The sequence below is a fragment of the Bradyrhizobium sp. 2S1 genome, assembly GCF_011516625.5.
Lineage (GTDB): Bacteria > Pseudomonadota > Alphaproteobacteria > Rhizobiales > Xanthobacteraceae > Bradyrhizobium > Bradyrhizobium septentrionale.
The window spans coordinates 8,112,912-8,129,889 of record NZ_CP147717.1 but is presented as its reverse complement, the minus strand read 5'-3'; the positions used below and the strand labels follow the sequence as shown (position 1 = coordinate 8,129,889).

General features: G+C 62.7%; 14 protein-coding genes and 2 pseudogenes. 12 read left to right on the top strand and 4 right to left on the bottom strand.

Translation table 11 applies throughout. The features are described from left to right. The first annotated feature begins 8 nt into the window (after positions 1 to 8). The 12 genes and pseudogenes from nuoN to HAP54_RS38375 all read left to right on the top strand — a co-directional run bounded on the left by nuoN (position 9) and on the right by HAP54_RS38375 (position 13,481). The gene (nuoN, locus tag HAP54_RS38430) at positions 9 to 1,445 is read left to right on the top strand and encodes an NADH-quinone oxidoreductase subunit NuoN (RefSeq protein ID WP_166296014.1); all 1,437 of its coding nucleotides are present in this window, start codon (positions 9 to 11) and stop codon (positions 1,443 to 1,445) included. A gap of 61 nt (positions 1,446 to 1,506) precedes the next feature. Further along, positions 1,507 to 2,313 (top strand): biotin--[acetyl-CoA-carboxylase] ligase, encoded by an 807-nt coding sequence (locus tag HAP54_RS38425; protein WP_166306827.1) that lies wholly within the window; start codon positions 1,507 to 1,509, stop codon positions 2,311 to 2,313. After that, positions 2,313 to 3,983, top strand: coding sequence for a ribonuclease J (locus HAP54_RS38420; RefSeq protein WP_166296010.1), 1,671 nt, complete (start codon positions 2,313 to 2,315; stop codon positions 3,981 to 3,983). Before HAP54_RS38425 ends, HAP54_RS38420 begins: the two co-directional genes overlap by 1 nt. Before the next feature lie 46 nt (positions 3,984 to 4,029). Then, the gene (gene mce / locus HAP54_RS38415; protein ID WP_016841811.1) at positions 4,030 to 4,434 is read left to right on the top strand and encodes a methylmalonyl-CoA epimerase; all 405 of its coding nucleotides are present in this window, start codon (positions 4,030 to 4,032) and stop codon (positions 4,432 to 4,434) included. 6 nt (positions 4,435 to 4,440) lie between these two features. After that, positions 4,441 to 4,716 (top strand): DUF1467 family protein, encoded by a 276-nt coding sequence (locus HAP54_RS38410; protein ID WP_029080772.1) that lies wholly within the window; start codon positions 4,441 to 4,443, stop codon positions 4,714 to 4,716. A gap of 123 nt (positions 4,717 to 4,839) precedes the next feature. Beyond that, a complete protein-coding gene (locus HAP54_RS38405) occupies positions 4,840 to 6,183 on the top strand; it encodes an IS1380-like element ISBdi2 family transposase (protein WP_166296007.1) in 1,344 nt (447 codons plus the stop codon). Between the two features lie 255 nt (positions 6,184 to 6,438). Then, complete coding sequence (mtnK, locus tag HAP54_RS38400) at positions 6,439 to 7,746, top strand: S-methyl-5-thioribose kinase (protein ID WP_166306824.1); 1,308 nt, start codon at positions 6,439 to 6,441, stop codon at positions 7,744 to 7,746. 127 nt (positions 7,747 to 7,873) lie between these two features. Continuing rightward, positions 7,874 to 8,008, top strand: coding sequence for a hypothetical protein (locus tag HAP54_RS38395; RefSeq protein ID WP_256375165.1), 135 nt, complete (start codon positions 7,874 to 7,876; stop codon positions 8,006 to 8,008). Between the two features lie 534 nt (positions 8,009 to 8,542). Further along, a pseudogene (locus tag HAP54_RS38390) lies at positions 8,543 to 11,084 on the top strand (arylsulfatase). A 129-nt stretch (positions 11,085 to 11,213) separates the two neighbouring features. Continuing rightward, the gene (locus HAP54_RS38385; RefSeq protein WP_165123826.1) at positions 11,214 to 11,552 is read left to right on the top strand and encodes a DUF3302 domain-containing protein; all 339 of its coding nucleotides are present in this window, start codon (positions 11,214 to 11,216) and stop codon (positions 11,550 to 11,552) included. A gap of 5 nt (positions 11,553 to 11,557) precedes the next feature. Next, positions 11,558 to 12,730, top strand: coding sequence for an HlyD family secretion protein (locus tag HAP54_RS38380; RefSeq protein ID WP_224742016.1), 1,173 nt, complete (start codon positions 11,558 to 11,560; stop codon positions 12,728 to 12,730). Positions 12,731 to 12,788: 58 nt separating this feature from the next. Continuing rightward, entirely contained in the window at positions 12,789 to 13,481 is a 693-nt protein-coding gene (locus HAP54_RS38375) for a TolC family protein (RefSeq protein ID WP_175619286.1), read from the top strand. 150 nt (positions 13,482 to 13,631) lie between these two features. Here the strand turns inward: HAP54_RS38375 and HAP54_RS38370 are convergent, their stop codons facing one another. From HAP54_RS38370 to HAP54_RS38355, 4 genes and pseudogenes are all read right to left on the bottom strand, one after another. Then, positions 13,632 to 14,975: an IS1380-like element ISBdi2 family transposase gene (locus tag HAP54_RS38370; RefSeq protein WP_166204320.1), complete on the bottom strand. Its 1,344-nt coding sequence runs from the start codon at positions 14,973 to 14,975 to the stop codon at positions 13,632 to 13,634. Positions 14,976 to 15,102: 127 nt separating this feature from the next. After that, a pseudogene (locus tag HAP54_RS38365) lies at positions 15,103 to 15,252 on the bottom strand (ATP-binding cassette domain-containing protein); the annotation flags it as partial. Positions 15,253 to 15,261: 9 nt separating this feature from the next. Then, positions 15,262 to 16,308 carry a sugar ABC transporter substrate-binding protein gene (locus tag HAP54_RS38360; RefSeq protein WP_414646164.1) on the bottom strand — a complete coding sequence of 349 codons (1,047 nt, stop codon included), beginning with the start codon at positions 16,306 to 16,308 and terminating at the stop codon, positions 15,262 to 15,264. A gap of 89 nt (positions 16,309 to 16,397) precedes the next feature. Then, entirely contained in the window at positions 16,398 to 16,820 is a 423-nt protein-coding gene (locus HAP54_RS38355; protein WP_166296002.1) for a globin, read from the bottom strand. Positions 16,821 to 16,978 lie beyond the last annotated feature (158 nt).

The following is a 16,978-nucleotide window of genomic DNA, read 5'->3' as shown; positions in this document are numbered from 1 at the left end:
CTTAGCCCATGAGCTTTTCCAGTGCAGGTTATCAGTTGCAGCCGGTGCTGCCGGAGCTGGTGCTCGCGGTCGGCGCCATGGTGCTGTTGATGATCGGAGCCTATCGCGGGCATGGGACGACGCGGCTGATCACGGCGCTTGCGGTGTGTCTCTTGGTGCTGACCGGGATGCTCGAGCTCTGGCTGCCGGCCGGCAAGCTCGTGACCTTCGGCGGCAGCTTCATCGTCGACGACTTCGCCCGCTTCCTGAAGATCCTCGCTTTGATCGCTTCGGCAGCGACGCTGATCCTGTCGACCGAGTACCTGTCCCAGCCGTCGAGCCGCAACTTCGAGTTCTCGATCCTGGTGCTGCTGTCGACGCTCGGCATGATGGTGCTGATCTCGGCCGGTGACCTGATCTCGCTCTATCTCGGCCTCGAGCTGATGAGCCTCGCGCTCTACGTCGTCGCCGCCAGCCAGCGCGACAATGCCAAGTCGAGCGAAGCAGGTCTGAAGTATTTCGTGCTCGGCGCGCTGTCGTCCGGCATGCTGCTCTATGGCGCGTCGCTGATCTACGGCTTCACCGGCACCGTCAGCTTCGCCGGCATCGCGGCGGCTGCGACCACGGGCAGCATCGGCATCGTGTTCGGCCTGGTGTTCCTGCTCGCCGGCCTCTGCTTCAAGGTCTCGGCGGTGCCGTTCCACATGTGGACGCCCGACGTCTACGAGGGCGCCCCGACCCCGGTGACCGCCTTCTTCGCGTCCGCCCCGAAGGTCGCAGCACTCGCCGTGTTCACCCGGGCGACGCTGACCGCGTTCCCCGGCATCGTCACCCAGTGGCAGCAGATCCTGGTGTTCGTGGCGATCGCCTCGATGGCGCTGGGCTCGTTCGCGGCGATCGGCCAGAGCAACATCAAGCGGCTGATGGCCTATTCCTCGATCGGCCATATGGGCTTTGCGCTGGTCGGCCTGGCCTCCGGCACGGTCGAGGGGGCGCAGGGCGTGCTGATCTACATCGCGATCTATGTCGCGATGACGCTCGGCACCTTCTCGATCATCCTCGCCATGAAGCGGAACGGCCAGGCGCTGGAGCAGATCAGCGATTTTGCTGGCCTGTCCCGCACCAACCCGCTGATCGCGTTCGTCTTCGCGATGCTGCTGTTCTCGCTGGCCGGCGTTCCGCCGCTCGCCGGCTTCTTCGGCAAATGGTACGTGTTCGTCGCAGCCATCAAGGCCAATCTGTTCACGCTCGCGGTGATCGGCGTGCTGACCAGCGTGGTGGGCGCGTTCTACTATCTGTCGATCGTCAAGGTGATGTATTTCGACCAACCGCTCGGCAAGCTCGACCCGGTGCGCGTCGAGCTGCGCACCGTGCTGGCGGTCGCAGGCATCTTCAACATCTTCTTCTTCGCCTATCCGGGCCCGCTGGTCAGTGTGGCAACGGCGGCGGCGAAGTCGTTGTTCTAGCGCGCATGGTTCCGAAAACAGGATGCTGGCTTTCGGAACCAATCATGCGCATAACTCCGACATGACATTCACGCTCGGACCCCGGGCCATTGCGGCGGGCACCAAGCTCGCCGCCTTCGACCAGATCGGCTCGACCAATGCCGAGGCGATGCTGCGCGCCCGCGCCGGCGAGCGCGGGCCGATGTGGTTCGTGACGCCTGAGCAGACCGCGGGCCGCGGCCGACGTCAGCGGGTCTGGGTCGCGCCGCGCGGCAATCTCGCCAGCAGCCTCCTCGAGGTGACCGACGTTCAGCCGGCAGTCGCCGCCACCCTCGGCTTCGCCGCCGGCCTGTCGCTCGAAGCCGCGTTGCAGAAGGTCAGCATCGAGGCGGCGCTGCGGCTCGGGCCGGACAGCCCGAAATACACCCTGAAATGGCCGAACGACGTCCTGGCCAACGGCAAGAAGCTGTCGGGTATCCTGCTGGAGGCCGAGGCGGTGGGTCACCGGCTGGCCGTCGTCGTCGGCATCGGCACCAATGTGGTCGCCGCGCCCGAGGGGACGCCGACACCTGCGGTATCGCTTGCCGCGCTCGGCATCCAGATCGGTGCCGAAGAGCTGTTTGCCGCGTTGTCGGACGCCTGGGTCGAGTTTCGCGGCATCTGGGACGACGGCCGCGGTTTCCCGGAAATCCGCCGGCTGTGGCTGGAGCGTGCCGCCGGTCTTGGCGAGAGGGTCGCGGTCCAGACCGGCACCGCGACGGTCGAGGGCATCTTCGACACCATCGACGAGACCGGCTGCCTGATCGTCCGCACCGCTGATGGAGAGCGCATGCAAGTGACCGCCGGCGAGGTCTATTTCGGCACTGCGGCCTCGGTGAGGGCTAACTGATGGCGCGTCCGGACGAACTCACCTTTGCGCCGCTCGGCGGCGTCGGCGAGATCGGCATGAACCTGTCGGTCTATGGCCTGGGCAACCGCCACCAGCGCTCGTTCCTCGCGGTCGATCTCGGCGTCTCCTTTGGCGACGAGGAGCATCTGCCGGGCATCGACCTGATCATGCCGGATGTCCGCTTCCTCGAGAAGGAGCGCAACAATCTGATGGGGCTCGTGCTGACGCACGCCCATGAGGACCATTTCGGCGCGATCATCGATCTCTGGCCAAAACTCGGCTGCAAGATCTACGCGACGCAGTTCTCTGCCGCGCTGTTCGAAGCCAAATGCGCAGCCGAGCGCAATCCGCCCAAAATCTCGATCACTGTGATCCCGTCGGGCGGCAAGGTCGATATCGGCCCGTTCAATGTCGAGTTCATCCCGGTCGCGCATTCGATTCCGGAATCGCACGCGCTGGCGATCAGGACCGATGTCGGCACCGTGCTGCACACCGGCGACTGGAAGATCGATCCGACCCCGGTGATCGGCCTGCCGACCGACGAGCGGCGGCTGCGCGAGCTCGGCGACGAAGGCGTGCTGGCACTGGTCGGCGATTCCACCAACGCGGTGCGCGACGGGCGTTCGCCGTCGGAGACCGAGGTTGCCGCCACGATCAAGAAGCTGGTCAAGGCGGCCAAGGGCCGGGTCGCCGTCACCACCTTCGCCTCCAATGTCGCTCGCGTCCGGGCGGTGGTGGACGCCGCAATCGCCGCCGATCGCGAGGTCGTGGTGGTCGGCCGCGCCATGGAGCGTGTGGTGCAGGTGGCGCGCGAATGCGGCTATCTCGACGGCTCGCACAAGTTCCGCAGCACCGACGTCTACGGCCATTTCCCGGCCGACAAGGTGCTGGCGCTGTGCACCGGCAGTCAGGGCGAGCCGCGCGCGGCGCTGGCGCGGATCGCCAATGACGACCATCCGCAGGTGACCCTGAACAAAGGCGACACCGTGATCTTCTCCTCCCGCACCATTCCCGGCAACGAGAAGGCGGTCGGCGGCATCATCAACGGGCTGGTGACGCAGGGCGTCGAGGTCATCACCGACCGCGAGCACCTGGTGCATGTCTCCGGCCATCCGCGCCGCGACGAGCTGCGCGACATGATCTCCTGGGTGCGGCCGCAGCTTTTGATCCCCGTGCATGGCGAGGCGCTGCATCTCGCCGAGCACGCCAAGCTGGCGCGCGCCGCCGGCGTGCCCAAGGTCCTGACCTGCCGCAACGGCGACCTGGTCAAGCTCGGGCCCGGCGACCCCGGCATCATCGGCGAAGTGCCGGCCGGGCGGCTCTACAAGGATGGAACCATCCTGGAGGATTCCAAGTCGCGTGCCGTGGTGGAACGGCGGCGGATGGGTTTTGCCGGCTGCGCCTTCGTCGCCATCGCCATGACCGCGCAGGGCGAGCTCGTCGACGATCCCGAGGTTGATCTCGTCGGCATGCCGGAGAACAATGCCGCGGGCGAGCTGCTCGACGACATCGTGTTCGATGTGGTGGTATCGACGATCGAGGGGCTGCCGAAGCCGCGGCGGCGCGATCCGGACGCGCTCGGGGAATCGGTGCGCCGCGCGGTGCGGGCCGCGCTGAACGAGCAGTGGGGCAAGAAGCCGATCTGCATCGTGCACGTTCTGACGGTTTGACGCGCAGCATCCTTTCGAGGCGCGCGTAACGACAAGGGAGAGGATCATGCTGGGCCGGCTCAATCATGTCGCGATCGCGGTCAAGGACGCCAAACAGGCCGCGAAGATCTACGGCACCGCCTTCAATGCCGAGATTTCCGATGCGGTGCCGCTGCCGGAGCATGGCGTCATCACCGTGTTCGTGACGCTGCCCAATACCAAGATCGAGTTCATCGAGCCGCTCGGCGAGGCCTCGCCGATCGCAAAATTCGTCGAGCGCAACGCCGACGGCGGCATCCATCATGTCTGCTACGACGTGCCCGACATCATCGCGGCCCGCGATCGGATGATCGCCGAGGGCGCGCGGGTGCTGGGCGACGGCCAGCCGAAGATCGGCGCGCATGGCAAGCCGGTGCTGTTCTTCCACCCCAAGGACTTTTCCGGCGCCTTGGTCGAGATCGAACAGGCTTGAGGCCAAATGGCGTACCAGATCTCCACCGGGCTTGCGATCTACTTCGTCCTTTGGTGGCTCGTGCTGTTCCTGACGCTGCCGTTCGGCGTGCGCAGCCAGCATGAGGACGGCGTCGGCGCGCCCGGCACCGACCCCGGCGCGCCGATCATGGCGCGGATGGGCCGCAAGCTGTTGTGGACCACGGTGATCTCGGCCGTGATCTTCGCGATCGCGATGTGGGCCTATTACGCCGGCTATCTCTCGATCGAACGGCTGTCGAAACTGATGGGGATGCCGTTCTAGAGCCCGTCTTATTCGTCAGAGTGCGCCTGAGAGGCTGGCGAGCGTGGTGTAAAGCGCTGATGCGGCGTAGGATTCGGTTGCAAAGCCAACCCCATCACCTCAACCGCGAACGCCAGGCCCGCCATGACCGATGATACGATTCTGTCCTTCTCGTTTCCAGCCGTTCACGCCAAGAAAGTCACAGCTGCCTTCGATGGCGGTCGGCTGACCTCGAACGGGGGCGTGATGCTTCTGGCGATGGCCGAGCGGCGTCTCGGCTTGGCCGACAATTTGGCCCGGGTGTTCCCGGATCGGCGCGATCCGACGCGGGTCGTGCACAGCCTTGTCGATATGTTCCGCGCGCGCATGTTCGCGATCTGCTGCGGCTACGAGGACGCCGACGACCTCGATCATCTGCGGTCCGATCCCGCATTCAAGCTGGCCTGCGGACGGCTGCCGGACACGGGTCGCGATCTGTGTTCCCAACCGACGCTGTCGCGGCTGGAGAATGCTCCGCGCCTGCGCGACGTGATCCGACTGACCTACACTTTGGTCGACGCATGGATGGATAGCTACCCGCGCGAGCCGGCATCCGTCACGCTCGACATCGATGATACCTGCGATGTCGTCCACGGCCATCAGCAGCTCTCGCTGTTCAACGCTCATTATGACGAACGCTGCTTCCTGCCGATCCACGTCTACGACACGGAGAAGAGCCGGCCCGTGGCGGTCGTGTTGCGGCCCGGCAAGACGCCGGGCGGCGTCGAGGTGCGTGCCCATCTGCGCCGCCTGATACGGCATATCCGGACGCGGTGGCACAACACGCGAATTACGTTCCGTGGCGACGGGCACTATGCCCGGCCGGAGGCAATGGCGTGGTGCGAGACCAACGGCATCGACTACATCTTCGGTCTGTCCGGCACCAAGCCGCTCGCCAGAAAACTCGACGAGGCCGCCGACGACATCCGCACGCGACGCGCCATCGAGAACCTGCCGGTTCTGCGTGGCTATACCGAGACGCGCCACAAGGCCAAGTCCTGGGATCGCGAACGGCGTACCGTCGCCCGTATTGAGGCGACGATGCTCGGCCTCGACATCCGTTTCGTCGTCACCAGCCTCGATGTCGGCTCGGCCGAGTGGATCTACGACAGCCTGTATTGCGCGCGCGGCCAAGCCGAGAATCTGATCAAGCTGCATAAGACACAGCTCGCCTCCGATCGCACCAGCTGCCGTTCGGCGCTCGCCAATCAAGTCCGCCTCGTTCTCCACACCGCCGCTTATTGGCTGATGCTGACCGTGCGCGACGCGATTCCCAAAGCCCGGGAATTGGCCACAGCCGAGTTCGCGACGCTGCGTCTTCGTCTCTTGAAACTCGCTGCCCGTGTCGTCGAGACCACGAGCCGCATTCGCCTTGCGTTTGCCGCGGCATGTCCCGAAGCCGACCTGATCCGCGGCTTGCCAGGCGCGCTGCTGCCGCTCGGTCCTTGACCGGCGGGGCGTCCGCCCCCCGTTCGCCCAACCCATCCCTCAAGCGCGTTGCAAAGTACGGGTCGTCAGGCGGTGAAAAGCCGAAGGCAATCCCGCGCGCCTCGTCAGAGCAGATGTGCGGCCACATCAATCGGACTAAAAAAAGCACTCTCACGAATAGGACGGGCTAGAAGCTAGAGCATGATCCGGAAAAGCGCCCAGCGGTTTTCCGAAAAGATCATGCTCAAACAGGCCGATGTGGGAGGAGGCGACCAGATGAACCTGCAGGCGCAACCAGGCTCCTCCGGGGCCAGCCAGTATCGAATCCTGCGGGAAGCTGACCTCCGGGACTATCTGGCCGGAGTTCCTGCCATCGTCACGCAGCTTGGCGGCGCGTCGGCCGAATGGTCGATCAGCGAGGTCGGCGACGGCAATCTCAACCTCGTCTTCATCGTCAAGGGCATGACCGGCGGCATCGCCGTCAAGCAGGCGCTGCCCTATGTGCGGCTGGTGGGCGAGAGCTGGCCGCTGCCGCTCTCGCGCGCGCACTACGAACACATGGCGTTGGTGCATCAGGCACGGCTGGCGCCAAAGCTTGTGCCGGCGGTGCTGCATCACGATGCGGAGCTTGCGCTCACCGCGATGGAGCTGCTCGAGCCGCACATCATCATGCGCAAGGGCCTGATTGGAGCCACGCGCTATCCGCGCTTTGTCGATGATATCTCGACCTTCCTGGCGCAGACGCTGTTCTTCTCGTCCGATCTGGCGTTGTCGGCCGCGGCGAAGAAGCAGGGGATCGCCGATTTCGCCGGCAACCATGCGCTCTGCAAGATCACCGAGGATCTGATCTTCACCGATCCCTACCGGATCGCCGAGCAGAACCGCTGGACCGCGCCTTATCTCGACGCGACCGCCGCGGCGTTCCGCGAGGATCTCGACCTGCATGTCGCGATCTCCAGGCTCAAGCTGAAATTCATGGCGAGCCCGGAGGCGCTGCTGCACGGCGACCTGCACACCGGCTCGATCATGGTCACCGAGAGCGAGACCAAGGTGATCGACCCCGAGTTCGCCTTCTACGGCCCGATGGGGTTCGACATCGGCGCCGTCATCGGTAACCTCCTGATGGCCTATCTGGCTTCCGCAGGGCACGAGCGCACACAAGGCGAGCGCGCCTCGTTCGAAGCGTGGCTGCTGGAAACCATCGAGGGCGTCTGGACCGGGTTCTCCCGAAAATTTCTCGCGCTGTGGCGCAGCGAGGCTGATGGCGACGGCTATCCGTTGTCGCTGTTTACGGGCGAGGCGGGCGCCGCGCGGCTGGAGGCCGAGCGGCAGGCCTACATGGCGCGGCTGTTCCGGGACACGGTCGGCTTCGCGGCGGCCAAGACCATCCGGCGAATCCTCGGCCTCGCGCACAACATCGATTTCGAGTGGATCGCGGACGAGAAGCAGCGCGCGATCTGCGAGGCACGGGCCCTCAAGCTCGCACGCGGCATGATGCTGGAGGCCGGGTCCTACACGACGATCGGCGCAGTCACTTACGCAGCACGCGAACTGCGCCACTGGCAGCCCGCTTTTGCCAGATGATCAGGGAGTACCGATCGTCGTGTACGGTAAGTTGCACTCGCTTCCATTCGGGATCGGCAAGGAGGTTCGGCGAGCCATGAGCTGCCGCGGCACGAACTAACTTTCGGCCGGACGCACGAAACAGAGAATGCCGGCCTCGGGCGTGAAGCAGACCACGGCGCGGTTCGTCGGGTTATCGGTTCTGTCGATGATCCTGTTCGGTGGGACCCGCAGCCAGAATGGAGCCGACATCTTCCAGCGATCATCGATCAATACCTCGTAGCCGTCTCGGTCCTGTCGGAACTCTACCGTTCGGCAATCCGCAATCGAGCAGCACGACGCACCGGTGCCTGGTTGCTTCAGGCTCTCAAACCATGGGGCAAGCGCGGGATTTGGGCTATCGGGCGGTGCTGCTACCGCGGCCTGACTGAGAGCAAGTCCGACTGCAACGGCGATTTTGCTGCCGATCCTCCCAGTTATCTCGCGATGTGCCGTAGACACTGACAAAAGAGTAACCCTCCGCCGTCCACCAGAGGATAGCGCTGACTCGGCCGGGCTTCTTCGGAAATTTTAGCGCAACTGCTACGGCGCATGAGTTCGGAAGTGGCCATGTGCGGACCTTCGGCCCGGCCGCCTCGACGTCTGCTTTCAGGGTACGAACGGACGCGGGCGGGGAGGGGCACAACTTCCGCTCAAGACCCGAATCCGACGTTTCGGACCCGTGGGCGGTAGGTTGATCTAGATCAACTTAAGCGTTGCGGCTTTGTGTCTCGGATAGGCGTCCATGGGTTCTGTCGTCTCCAAGAGGGAGCTTTCAATGACCGGTACTCGTCACGATGACGATAGTTCAAAGCCGGAAGGCCGCTTACAAAACCGCCGCAACTTGCTGCTTTGCGGCACCACCCTCACCGCCGCTTATTTGCTGTGCGCGCTGGGGACAACCAGCCTCGCGCAGCAAACCACCGGCGCGCCGGGTTCGCCGAGCGCCACGACAACCATCGATGGCAAGCAGCTTCCGCCGGAGCCACCGAAGTTCGGCGGCGTGATCAAGGAAGATGCCACGGCCTCCAAGCCATACTGGCCACCGTCCGTCGTGCCGCCCAAGGGTGCGCCGAACGTCCTGTTGATCATGACTGACGACCAGGGTTATGGCGTGTCCGGCACCTTCGGTGGGGTGATCCCGACGCCGAACATGGATCGCGTCGCCAAGGCGGGTCTGCGTTATACGCAGTTTCATTCGACAGCGCTCTGCTCGCCGACGCGGGCGGCGCTCATCACTGGCCGCAACCACCATTCGGTCGGCTACGGTGTCATCGGTGAAATGTCCACCGGCTATCCGGGCTACGATTCCGTAATCGGCCCCGAGAGCGCCACGATCGGAACTATTCTTCGCGACAACGGATATGCCACGTCGTGGTTTGGCAAGAACCACAACACTCCCACCTATCTTTACAGCGCGGCCGGGCCATTCGACCAATGGCCGGTCGGCATGGGCTTCCAATACTTCTACGGCTTCATGGGCGGCGAGACCGACCAGTGGACGCCGTATCTTTATAAGAACACGACCCAGATTTTTCCGTGGATCGGCAAGACCGGCTACAACCTCATAACCGACATGGCGGATGATGCCATCAACTACATGAACGGACTGAACGCGGCCGCACCCGACAAGCCGTTCTTCCTCTACTACGTGCCCGGCGGCACGCATTCGCCGCATCAGCCGAAGAAGGAATGGATCGACAAGTTCAAGGGCAAGTTCGACATGGGCTGGGAGAAGTTGCGCGAGCAGATCTTCGCCAACCAGAAGCGCCTCGGGGTGATCCCGGCGAACACCCAGCTCACCGCTTGGCCGGATACCCTGCCGAAGTGGGACTCGCTCTCGTTCATCCAAAAGAAATTATACGCGCGCGAAGCCGAGGTGTTTGCCGGCTATGCGACGTATACCGACTACGAAATCGGCCGCGTCATCCAGGCGGTCGAGGACATGGGCAAACTCGACAACACGCTGATCATCTACATCAGCGGCGACAACGGCACGAGCGCCGAAGGCACGCTTGAGGGCACGCCGAACCAGATGACCGCCTACAACGGCATTTTGAAGCTGCCCGAAGCCGAGCTGATGCTGCATTACGAGAATTGGGGCTCCGACAAGACTTACCCGCATATGTCGGTGGCGTGGTCGTGGGCCTTCGATACCCCGTTCAAATGGACCAAGCAGGTGGCATCGCACTTCGGCGGGACCCGGCAAGGCATGGTCATCTCATGGCCCGGCCACATCACGGACGCTGGTGGCATCCGCACCCAATTCCATCACATGATCGATATCGTGCCGACGATCCTCGAAGCCGCGGGCATCCAGGCTCCCGCCACGGTCAATGGCATCACGCAAAAGCCCATCGAGGGCGTGAGCATGGCCTATACGTTCGACAAGGCCAACGCCAACGCACCCTCGAAGCGCGACACGCAGTATTTCGAAATGTTCGCGAACCGTGGAATCTACCACGATGGTTGGTACGCTTGCCACAACGCCCCCCGAGCCGCCTTGGCTCTTGGGAACGGCCAAGCTGCCTGAGATTAACGACTACAAATGGGAACTCTACAACATCGCTGACGACTACTCGCAAAACAACGACCTCGCAGCCAAGAATCCCGACAAGCTCAAGGAGTTGCAAGCGTTGTTCCTGTCGGAGGCGGCGAAATACCAGGTCTTTCCGCTGGACAACTCGGTGCTGCCCCGCATTGTGACACCGCGCCCGAGCGCGACTGCAGGGCGAACGGTTTTCACCTATTCTGGTGAGATTGCTGGAATCCCCGACAGTAGCGCTCCGAGCATCCTCAATAAGAATTACACCATCACCGCTGAGGTTACTGTTCCTCAAGGCGGCGCGGAGGGAATGATCGCCACTCTTGGCGGTCGCTTTGGCGGATACGCCCTCTACTTGCTCAAAGGCAAACCAGTCTTCGTCTATAACCTGCTCGATCTCGAACGGTACCGCTGGGAAGGCGGCATTGGTGGTCGCGACTTGTTTAGCGATGCCCTCAAACCCGGCAAGCACACGATAGTATTCGACTTCAAGTACAACGGACCCGGCCCGGGCAAGGGTGGCACCGGTGTACTGACGGCCGATGGCAAGCTGGTGGCCGCAAAGACGATCCCGCACACGATTCCGTTTCTTATGGCCATCGACGAAACGTTTGACATCGGGAGCGACACCCGCACGACGGTGGACGACAGTTACAAACTTCCTTTCCGCTTCACCGGCAAGATCGACAAGCTCACTTACAAACTTGGTCCCGTACAGATGTCAAGTGATGAACAAAAGCTGATGCGGCACGCGCTTGAAAAAGCGAGAGACTGAGCGCGATAAGTCGTGGCGATTCGTGTCGGACCCAACGCCACGACTTATTCTTCTTCGCTAAGAAATCGTTCCGGCCCGCTTCGAAAGCCCTGCGCGAAATATCATCGCGCATAGAAGGGAGTGTCGGCAGTGGATTCTTCATTCGGCGCTTTGGATGCGTTCGCGTTTGTCGTGTTCGCTGTTCTGATTTTTGCTGGCGTCATCATTGTCGTCAATCTGGGCAAACTTCCGGGTCAACTCGCGCGCAAATGGAATCATCCGCAGGCCAGCGCAATCAATGCCATGAGCTGGGTCGGGATCGCGACAGGCGGCTTGCTATGGCCGGTTGCGTTCATATGGGCGTTCACTACGCCGTTCGGAGTTAAATCAGCAAAAAGCGATTTTCAGCCCCACGGCGTAGCACCCGACACGGGTGACGGTGCGACCGCATCGCGTCAGCTCTCAGGGGACAAGGAGATGCGACCGTGATCGCAATGCTGATCATCGTCTACGTTGCGATCGTTCTCGTGCTGTTCAAGGTCCTGCGCATCAAGCCCACGGCCTATATCATCGCGGCCTTGATCGTCGCGGGCGTATTCATGATCGGTGGCGTCGTGGTGGTCTGGACGCAGTCGGCACCGATTACGGACAAGATGGTGACCAGCCAGTACGTGGTGCAGCTCGTTCCTTATGTCAAAGGACAGGTGAAGGCGATCCACGCCGAGGCAAATCAACGGGTGAAGAAAGGTGACTTGCTGCTGGAAATTGACCCGGCGCCGTACCAGTACACGGTGAACCAGGTCGAGGCGCAGTTGGCCGCGTCGAAGGCGAACGTAATGCAGGCCGAAGCCGCGCTGACGACCGCAAAAACAGCGATACCGAATGCACAGGCCATTCTTGCGAAAGCGAAGGCCGCCGACGAACTAGCCAAGACCCAGGAACAAATCGCCCTCAACATCCAGCGTGTGGACAAAGCTGCCATTAGCCAGCTTAACGTAGCCAAGGCTGCGCAAGAACGCCAGGAAGCGGACGCCGCTGTTCAGCAGGCTGAAGCGGGTCTCGCTCAAGCGCAAGCCTCGGCTCAACAGGCCGCCGCGGCCTTGCAGTCGGCCCAGAGCAATGTTCCTGCCATCGAAGCTCAATTGGACGACGCGCGCTTTAACCTCGCACAGTGCAAGATGACGGCGCCGGCTGATGGATACGTCACGAATTGGCAGGTGCAGATCGGCACCATGCTTGTGCCGATGCCGCTTGCTGCGGCGGGAACATTCGTCAACGTGTCCGATACCGCCGTCGCCGCTGTGTTTCCCCAGAATTGGCTCTCGAATGTGGAGCCGGGCGATGATGTGGAAATGGTGCTTAACCCATATCCCGGCCGCCTGTTCTTTGGAAAAGTGGACTATGTGATCCCGGCAACCGGGGGAGGGCAATTCACAACCAGCGGCACAATCCCGAACGCGGCCCGGATCGGATCTGACGGGCTTTATGCAGTACGGATCAATTTCGCCGACGATGCCGTAGCCCGCAAGCTGTCCATCGGGTCAGGTGGATCGGCGGCGATTTACACGCAGAAGGGCAAGGCCACGCACGTTATTTCGAAGGTCACGATCCGGATGAAGAAATGGTTGTTGTACGTCATGCCCTCTGTGGAAAAGCCGCCATCGTAGCGTGCGGCGCGACAATGAAGGGATACAGTCAGGTCCACGTGCGTGGGGAGCGAAAGCCTTGGAGACGCAGTATCAGGCACCGTTTGGGCGACAGCGTAACGTCGGCGCTATTCTTGGCTGGTCAAGTCATTGGCTGCTTGTGGCTGCACTTCTCCTGCCAACCGTGGCATGTACGATTGGGCCGGATTTTGCAGCGCCTGTCGCTCCGCTTGCCGAAAAATTTCGTGGCGCAGACAATCGCTCGGTTAAGTCCGGCCCGCGTGAGTACGAACATTGGTGGGAAGGCTTTCGTGATCCAACCCTCAACAAGCTGATCCAGATTGCGTACTACCAAAATCTAACGTTGGAGAGCGCAGGGACTCGGGTGCTGCAAGCACGTGCGGTGCTGGGAATAGCCATCGGCATAAGCTATCCGCAGGTGCAGCAAGGCGTGGGGTCGGTAATTTACAATCGGACCAGCGCGGCGACGCCGCTGGCAGGGCCAAACGCGACGCCTTCATATTTCTGGACCGATGCTCTTGCTGCGCAGGCAGCCTGGGAGCTCGACTTCTGGGGCAAGTTCCGCCGCGGAGTTGAATCTGCCGATGGCGTGTACCTTGCGTCGATCGCGACTTATGACGGCGTTCTGGTGTCCCTTTTGGCCGATGTTACCGCAACATATATCGGTATTCGCACCACAGAGCAGCTGATCGGAATTGCACGGGCCAATGTCCGCAGGCAGGAACAGGCCCTTAGCCCGTCCTATTCGTGAGAGTGCTTTTTTTAGTCCGATTGATGTGGCCGCACATCTGCTCTGACGAGGCGCGCGGGATTGCCTTCGGCTTTTCACCGCCTGACGACCCGTACTTTGCAACGCGCTTGAGGGATGGGTTGGGCGAACGGGGGGCGGACGCCCCGCCGGTCAAGGACCGAGCGGCAGCAGCGCGCCTGGCAAGCCGCGGATCAGGTCGGCTTCGGGACATGCCGCGGCAAACGCAAGGCGAATGCGGCTCGTGGTCTCGACGACACGGGCAGCGAGTTTCAAGAGACGAAGACGCAGCGTCGCGAACTCGGCTGTGGCCAATTCCCGGGCTTTGGGAATCGCGTCGCGCACGGTCAGCATCAGCCAATAAGCGGCGGTGTGGAGAACGAGGCGGACTTGATTGGCGAGCGCCGAACGGCAGCTGGTGCGATCGGAGGCGAGCTGTGTCTTATGCAGCTTGATCAGATTCTCGGCTTGGCCGCGCGCGCAATACAGGCTGTCGTAGATCCACTCGGCCGAGCCGACATCGAGGCTGGTGACGACGAAACGGATGTCGAGGCCGAGCATCGTCGCCTCAATACGGGCGACGGTACGCCGTTCGCGATCCCAGGACTTGGCCTTGTGGCGCGTCTCGGTATAGCCACGCAGAACCGGCAGGTTCTCGATGGCGCGTCGCGTGCGGATGTCGTCGGCGGCCTCGTCGAGTTTTCTGGCGAGCGGCTTGGTGCCGGACAGACCGAAGATGTAGTCGATGCCGTTGGTCTCGCACCACGCCATTGCCTCCGGCCGGGCATAGTGCCCGTCGCCACGGAACGTAATTCGCGTGTTGTGCCACCGCGTCCGGATATGCCGTATCAGGCGGCGCAGATGGGCACGCACCTCGACGCCGCCCGGCGTCTTGCCGGGCCGCAACACGACCGCCACGGGCCGGCTCTTCTCCGTGTCGTAGACGTGGATCGGCAGGAAGCAGCGTTCGTCATAATGAGCGTTGAACAGCGAGAGCTGCTGATGGCCGTGGACGACATCGCAGGTATCATCGATGTCGAGCGTGACGGATGCCGGCTCGCGCGGGTAGCTATCCATCCATGCGTCGACCAAAGTGTAGGTCAGTCGGATCACGTCGCGCAGGCGCGGAGCATTCTCCAGCCGCGACAGCGTCGGTTGGGAACACAGATCGCGACCCGTGTCCGGCAGCCGTCCGCAGGCCAGCTTGAATGCGGGATCGGACCGCAGATGATCGAGGTCGTCGGCGTCCTCGTAGCCGCAGCAGATCGCGAACATGCGCGCGCGGAACATATCGACAAGGCTGTGCACGACCCGCGTCGGATCGCGCCGATCCGGGAACACCCGGGCCAAATTGTCGGCCAAGCCGAGACGCCGCTCGGCCATCGCCAGAAGCATCACGCCCCCGTTCGAGGTCAGCCGACCGCCATCGAAGGCAGCTGTGACTTTCTTGGCGTGAACGGCTGGAAACGAGAAGGGCAGAATCGTATCATCGGTCATGGCGGGCCTGGCGTTCGCGGTTGAGGTGATGGGGTTGGCTTTGCAACCGAATCCTACGCCGCATCAGCGCTTTACACCACGCTCGCCAGCCTCTCAGGCGCACTCTGACGAATAAGACGGGTTAGTTCAGCGTGCTCTTGCCCGCGCCGTTCTCGCCGACGAGACCATGGATCTCGCCGGCGTGAAGCGCGAAGTCGACCCCACGAAGGGCTTCGACACCGCCGAGGGCCTTCGTGATCTGGTTCAACTCGATGATCGGGGAGCGTCCCTGCGACATGAGGGCCGCTCAGATCAGGAAGTGATCCTCCATCCACTGCATGCCGGCGGCGTTGGCCTTGGTCACGACGGGGCCGTCGGTCACGACATTCTTCGGAATGCCCTGGCCGCTCTTCTCGCCGCCGACCACGGCCGCGACACCCGCGACGATCGCGCCGCCATGGATGCGGCAGGACGGATTGCGGACGGTGGCGAACATGCGGCCTTCGCTGACCGCCTGGATCGCCGGCGGCATGGCGTCGACGCCGCCGATCAGGATGTTGGTGCGGTTGCGCGCCTTCATGATGTTGTAGGCGGCGAGCGCCATGTCGTCATTGTGGAAGAACGCCGCGTCGATCTGCGGATATTTTGTCAGATAGGTTTCCCAGAGCCGGGCGGTCTTGGAGACGTCCCAGTCGGCGGGCTGGGTATCCAGCACCTCGATGTTCGGGAACTGCTTGATGACGGAGTTGAAACCCTTGGCGCGGCCCTGCGCGCCGGTGTGGCCGAGCGCGGCCTGGGTCATGATGACCTTGCCCTTGCCGCCGATCGCGTTGCACAGCGCCTGCGTCACCGAGGCGCCCATGAACTCGTTGTCGGGCGCGAGGAACGAGTGGACGTTGATCTGGTCGAGCGGCGCAATCAGCGTGTCCATGTCGATCACGGGGGTGCCGGCGTCGATCATCTTCTGCACCGGCTGGGTCAGCGTACCGATGCCGAACGCCTGGATCGCGACGAAATCCCATTTCTGCGAAGCCATGTTGTCGATCGCGGCGCGCTGCTTGACGGCGTCGAGCTGACCGTCGAACCAGGTCACCTCGACGTTGAACAGCTTGCCCCAGAACTCGGCGGCCTGCTTGCCCTGCGCGCACCACGTCGCCTGCAGTCCGGCGTTGGAGAATGCGGCCTTCAGCGGCTTTTCCGAGCGGCCCATTTCGGCTGCGAGCGCGGACGTCACGCCCATTCCGCCGAACAATCCCGCCGCAGCTCCACCGGCCGCCGCCAATTGCAGAAGGTCGCGCCGCGTCGTCGACGCCTTGTCCATCCCCTTGTCGATGCCCTTGTCGATTCCTGGCATTGTTTGCTCCCTCTTCATTTTTTCTCTCCGTCGGCGTCAGTTGCACGCGCCGCGGATAAAGGGAGTGTGTCACAATCGGAACGGTGACGCTACGCCCTGTCGTCCACGAGATGTTTCTGCTGCACGACGGCCGCGATGTCGCGGAGCAACTTGTGCCACGCAGCATCGATCTCATCGGACCATTGCTCGCCGAGAATTTCGCGCAAGCAGTCCGCAATCACGGCGAAGAAGGCGACGAACAGTTCGCGCGGTGTTCCGTAGGCGTCGTGCGAGAACACTTCCGATTCGATCAGGCGAAAATGTCCGCGGCGCTCGCCGGCGAAATCGATGATGGCTTGTATCGTCAGCGACAGCATCGATCCCCTCACCGGCTCGCTGCCTTCGGTGCGAAACATCGCCTGCGCTTCGGGATGTTCGCGAAACAGGCGTCGGTAAACGGACAGCATCAGATCATCGCAAGCCGCGGCTGCGAGTTCGAAGCTGCGTTCGATTGGGTTCGATGATGGAGTCATAGCGCCTTGCGATCATCACATAAAAAAAGAGCAGGGCTCCAAGCCCTGCTCCAAAAATTGTGTCGACCCTATTTGCCCCAAGAATTCGATTTGATCTTGATTAATGGGGTGACGCTGCTTGTGCGCGTCGGGCTCCTCCCGAGACTTGGACCACCAGG

Bases quoted from the DNA above. Each gene is read 5' to 3' on its own strand.
- nuoN (WP_166296014.1), top strand. From the start codon at position 9: ATGAGCTTTTCCAGTGCAGGTTATCAGTTGCAGCCGGTGCTGCCGGAG.
- HAP54_RS38425 (WP_166306827.1), top strand. From the start codon at position 1,507: ATGACATTCACGCTCGGACCCCGGGCCATTGCGGCGGGCACCAAGCTC.
- HAP54_RS38420 (WP_166296010.1), top strand. From the start codon at position 2,313: ATGGCGCGTCCGGACGAACTCACCTTTGCGCCGCTCGGCGGCGTCGGC.
- mce (WP_016841811.1), top strand. From the start codon at position 4,030: ATGCTGGGCCGGCTCAATCATGTCGCGATCGCGGTCAAGGACGCCAAA.
- HAP54_RS38410 (WP_029080772.1), top strand. From the start codon at position 4,441: ATGGCGTACCAGATCTCCACCGGGCTTGCGATCTACTTCGTCCTTTGG.
- HAP54_RS38405 (WP_166296007.1), top strand. From the start codon at position 4,840: ATGACCGATGATACGATTCTGTCCTTCTCGTTTCCAGCCGTTCACGCC.
- mtnK (WP_166306824.1), top strand. From the start codon at position 6,439: ATGAACCTGCAGGCGCAACCAGGCTCCTCCGGGGCCAGCCAGTATCGA.
- HAP54_RS38395 (WP_256375165.1), top strand. From the start codon at position 7,874: ATGCCGGCCTCGGGCGTGAAGCAGACCACGGCGCGGTTCGTCGGGTTA.
- HAP54_RS38380 (WP_224742016.1), top strand. From the start codon at position 11,558: ATGCTGATCATCGTCTACGTTGCGATCGTTCTCGTGCTGTTCAAGGTC.
- HAP54_RS38370 (WP_166204320.1), bottom strand. From the start codon at position 14,975: ATGACCGATGATACGATTCTGCCCTTCTCGTTTCCAGCCGTTCACGCC.
- HAP54_RS38360 (WP_414646164.1), bottom strand. From the start codon at position 16,308: ATGCCAGGAATCGACAAGGGCATCGACAAGGGGATGGACAAGGCGTCG.
- HAP54_RS38355 (WP_166296002.1), bottom strand. From the start codon at position 16,820: ATGACTCCATCATCGAACCCAATCGAACGCAGCTTCGAACTCGCAGCC.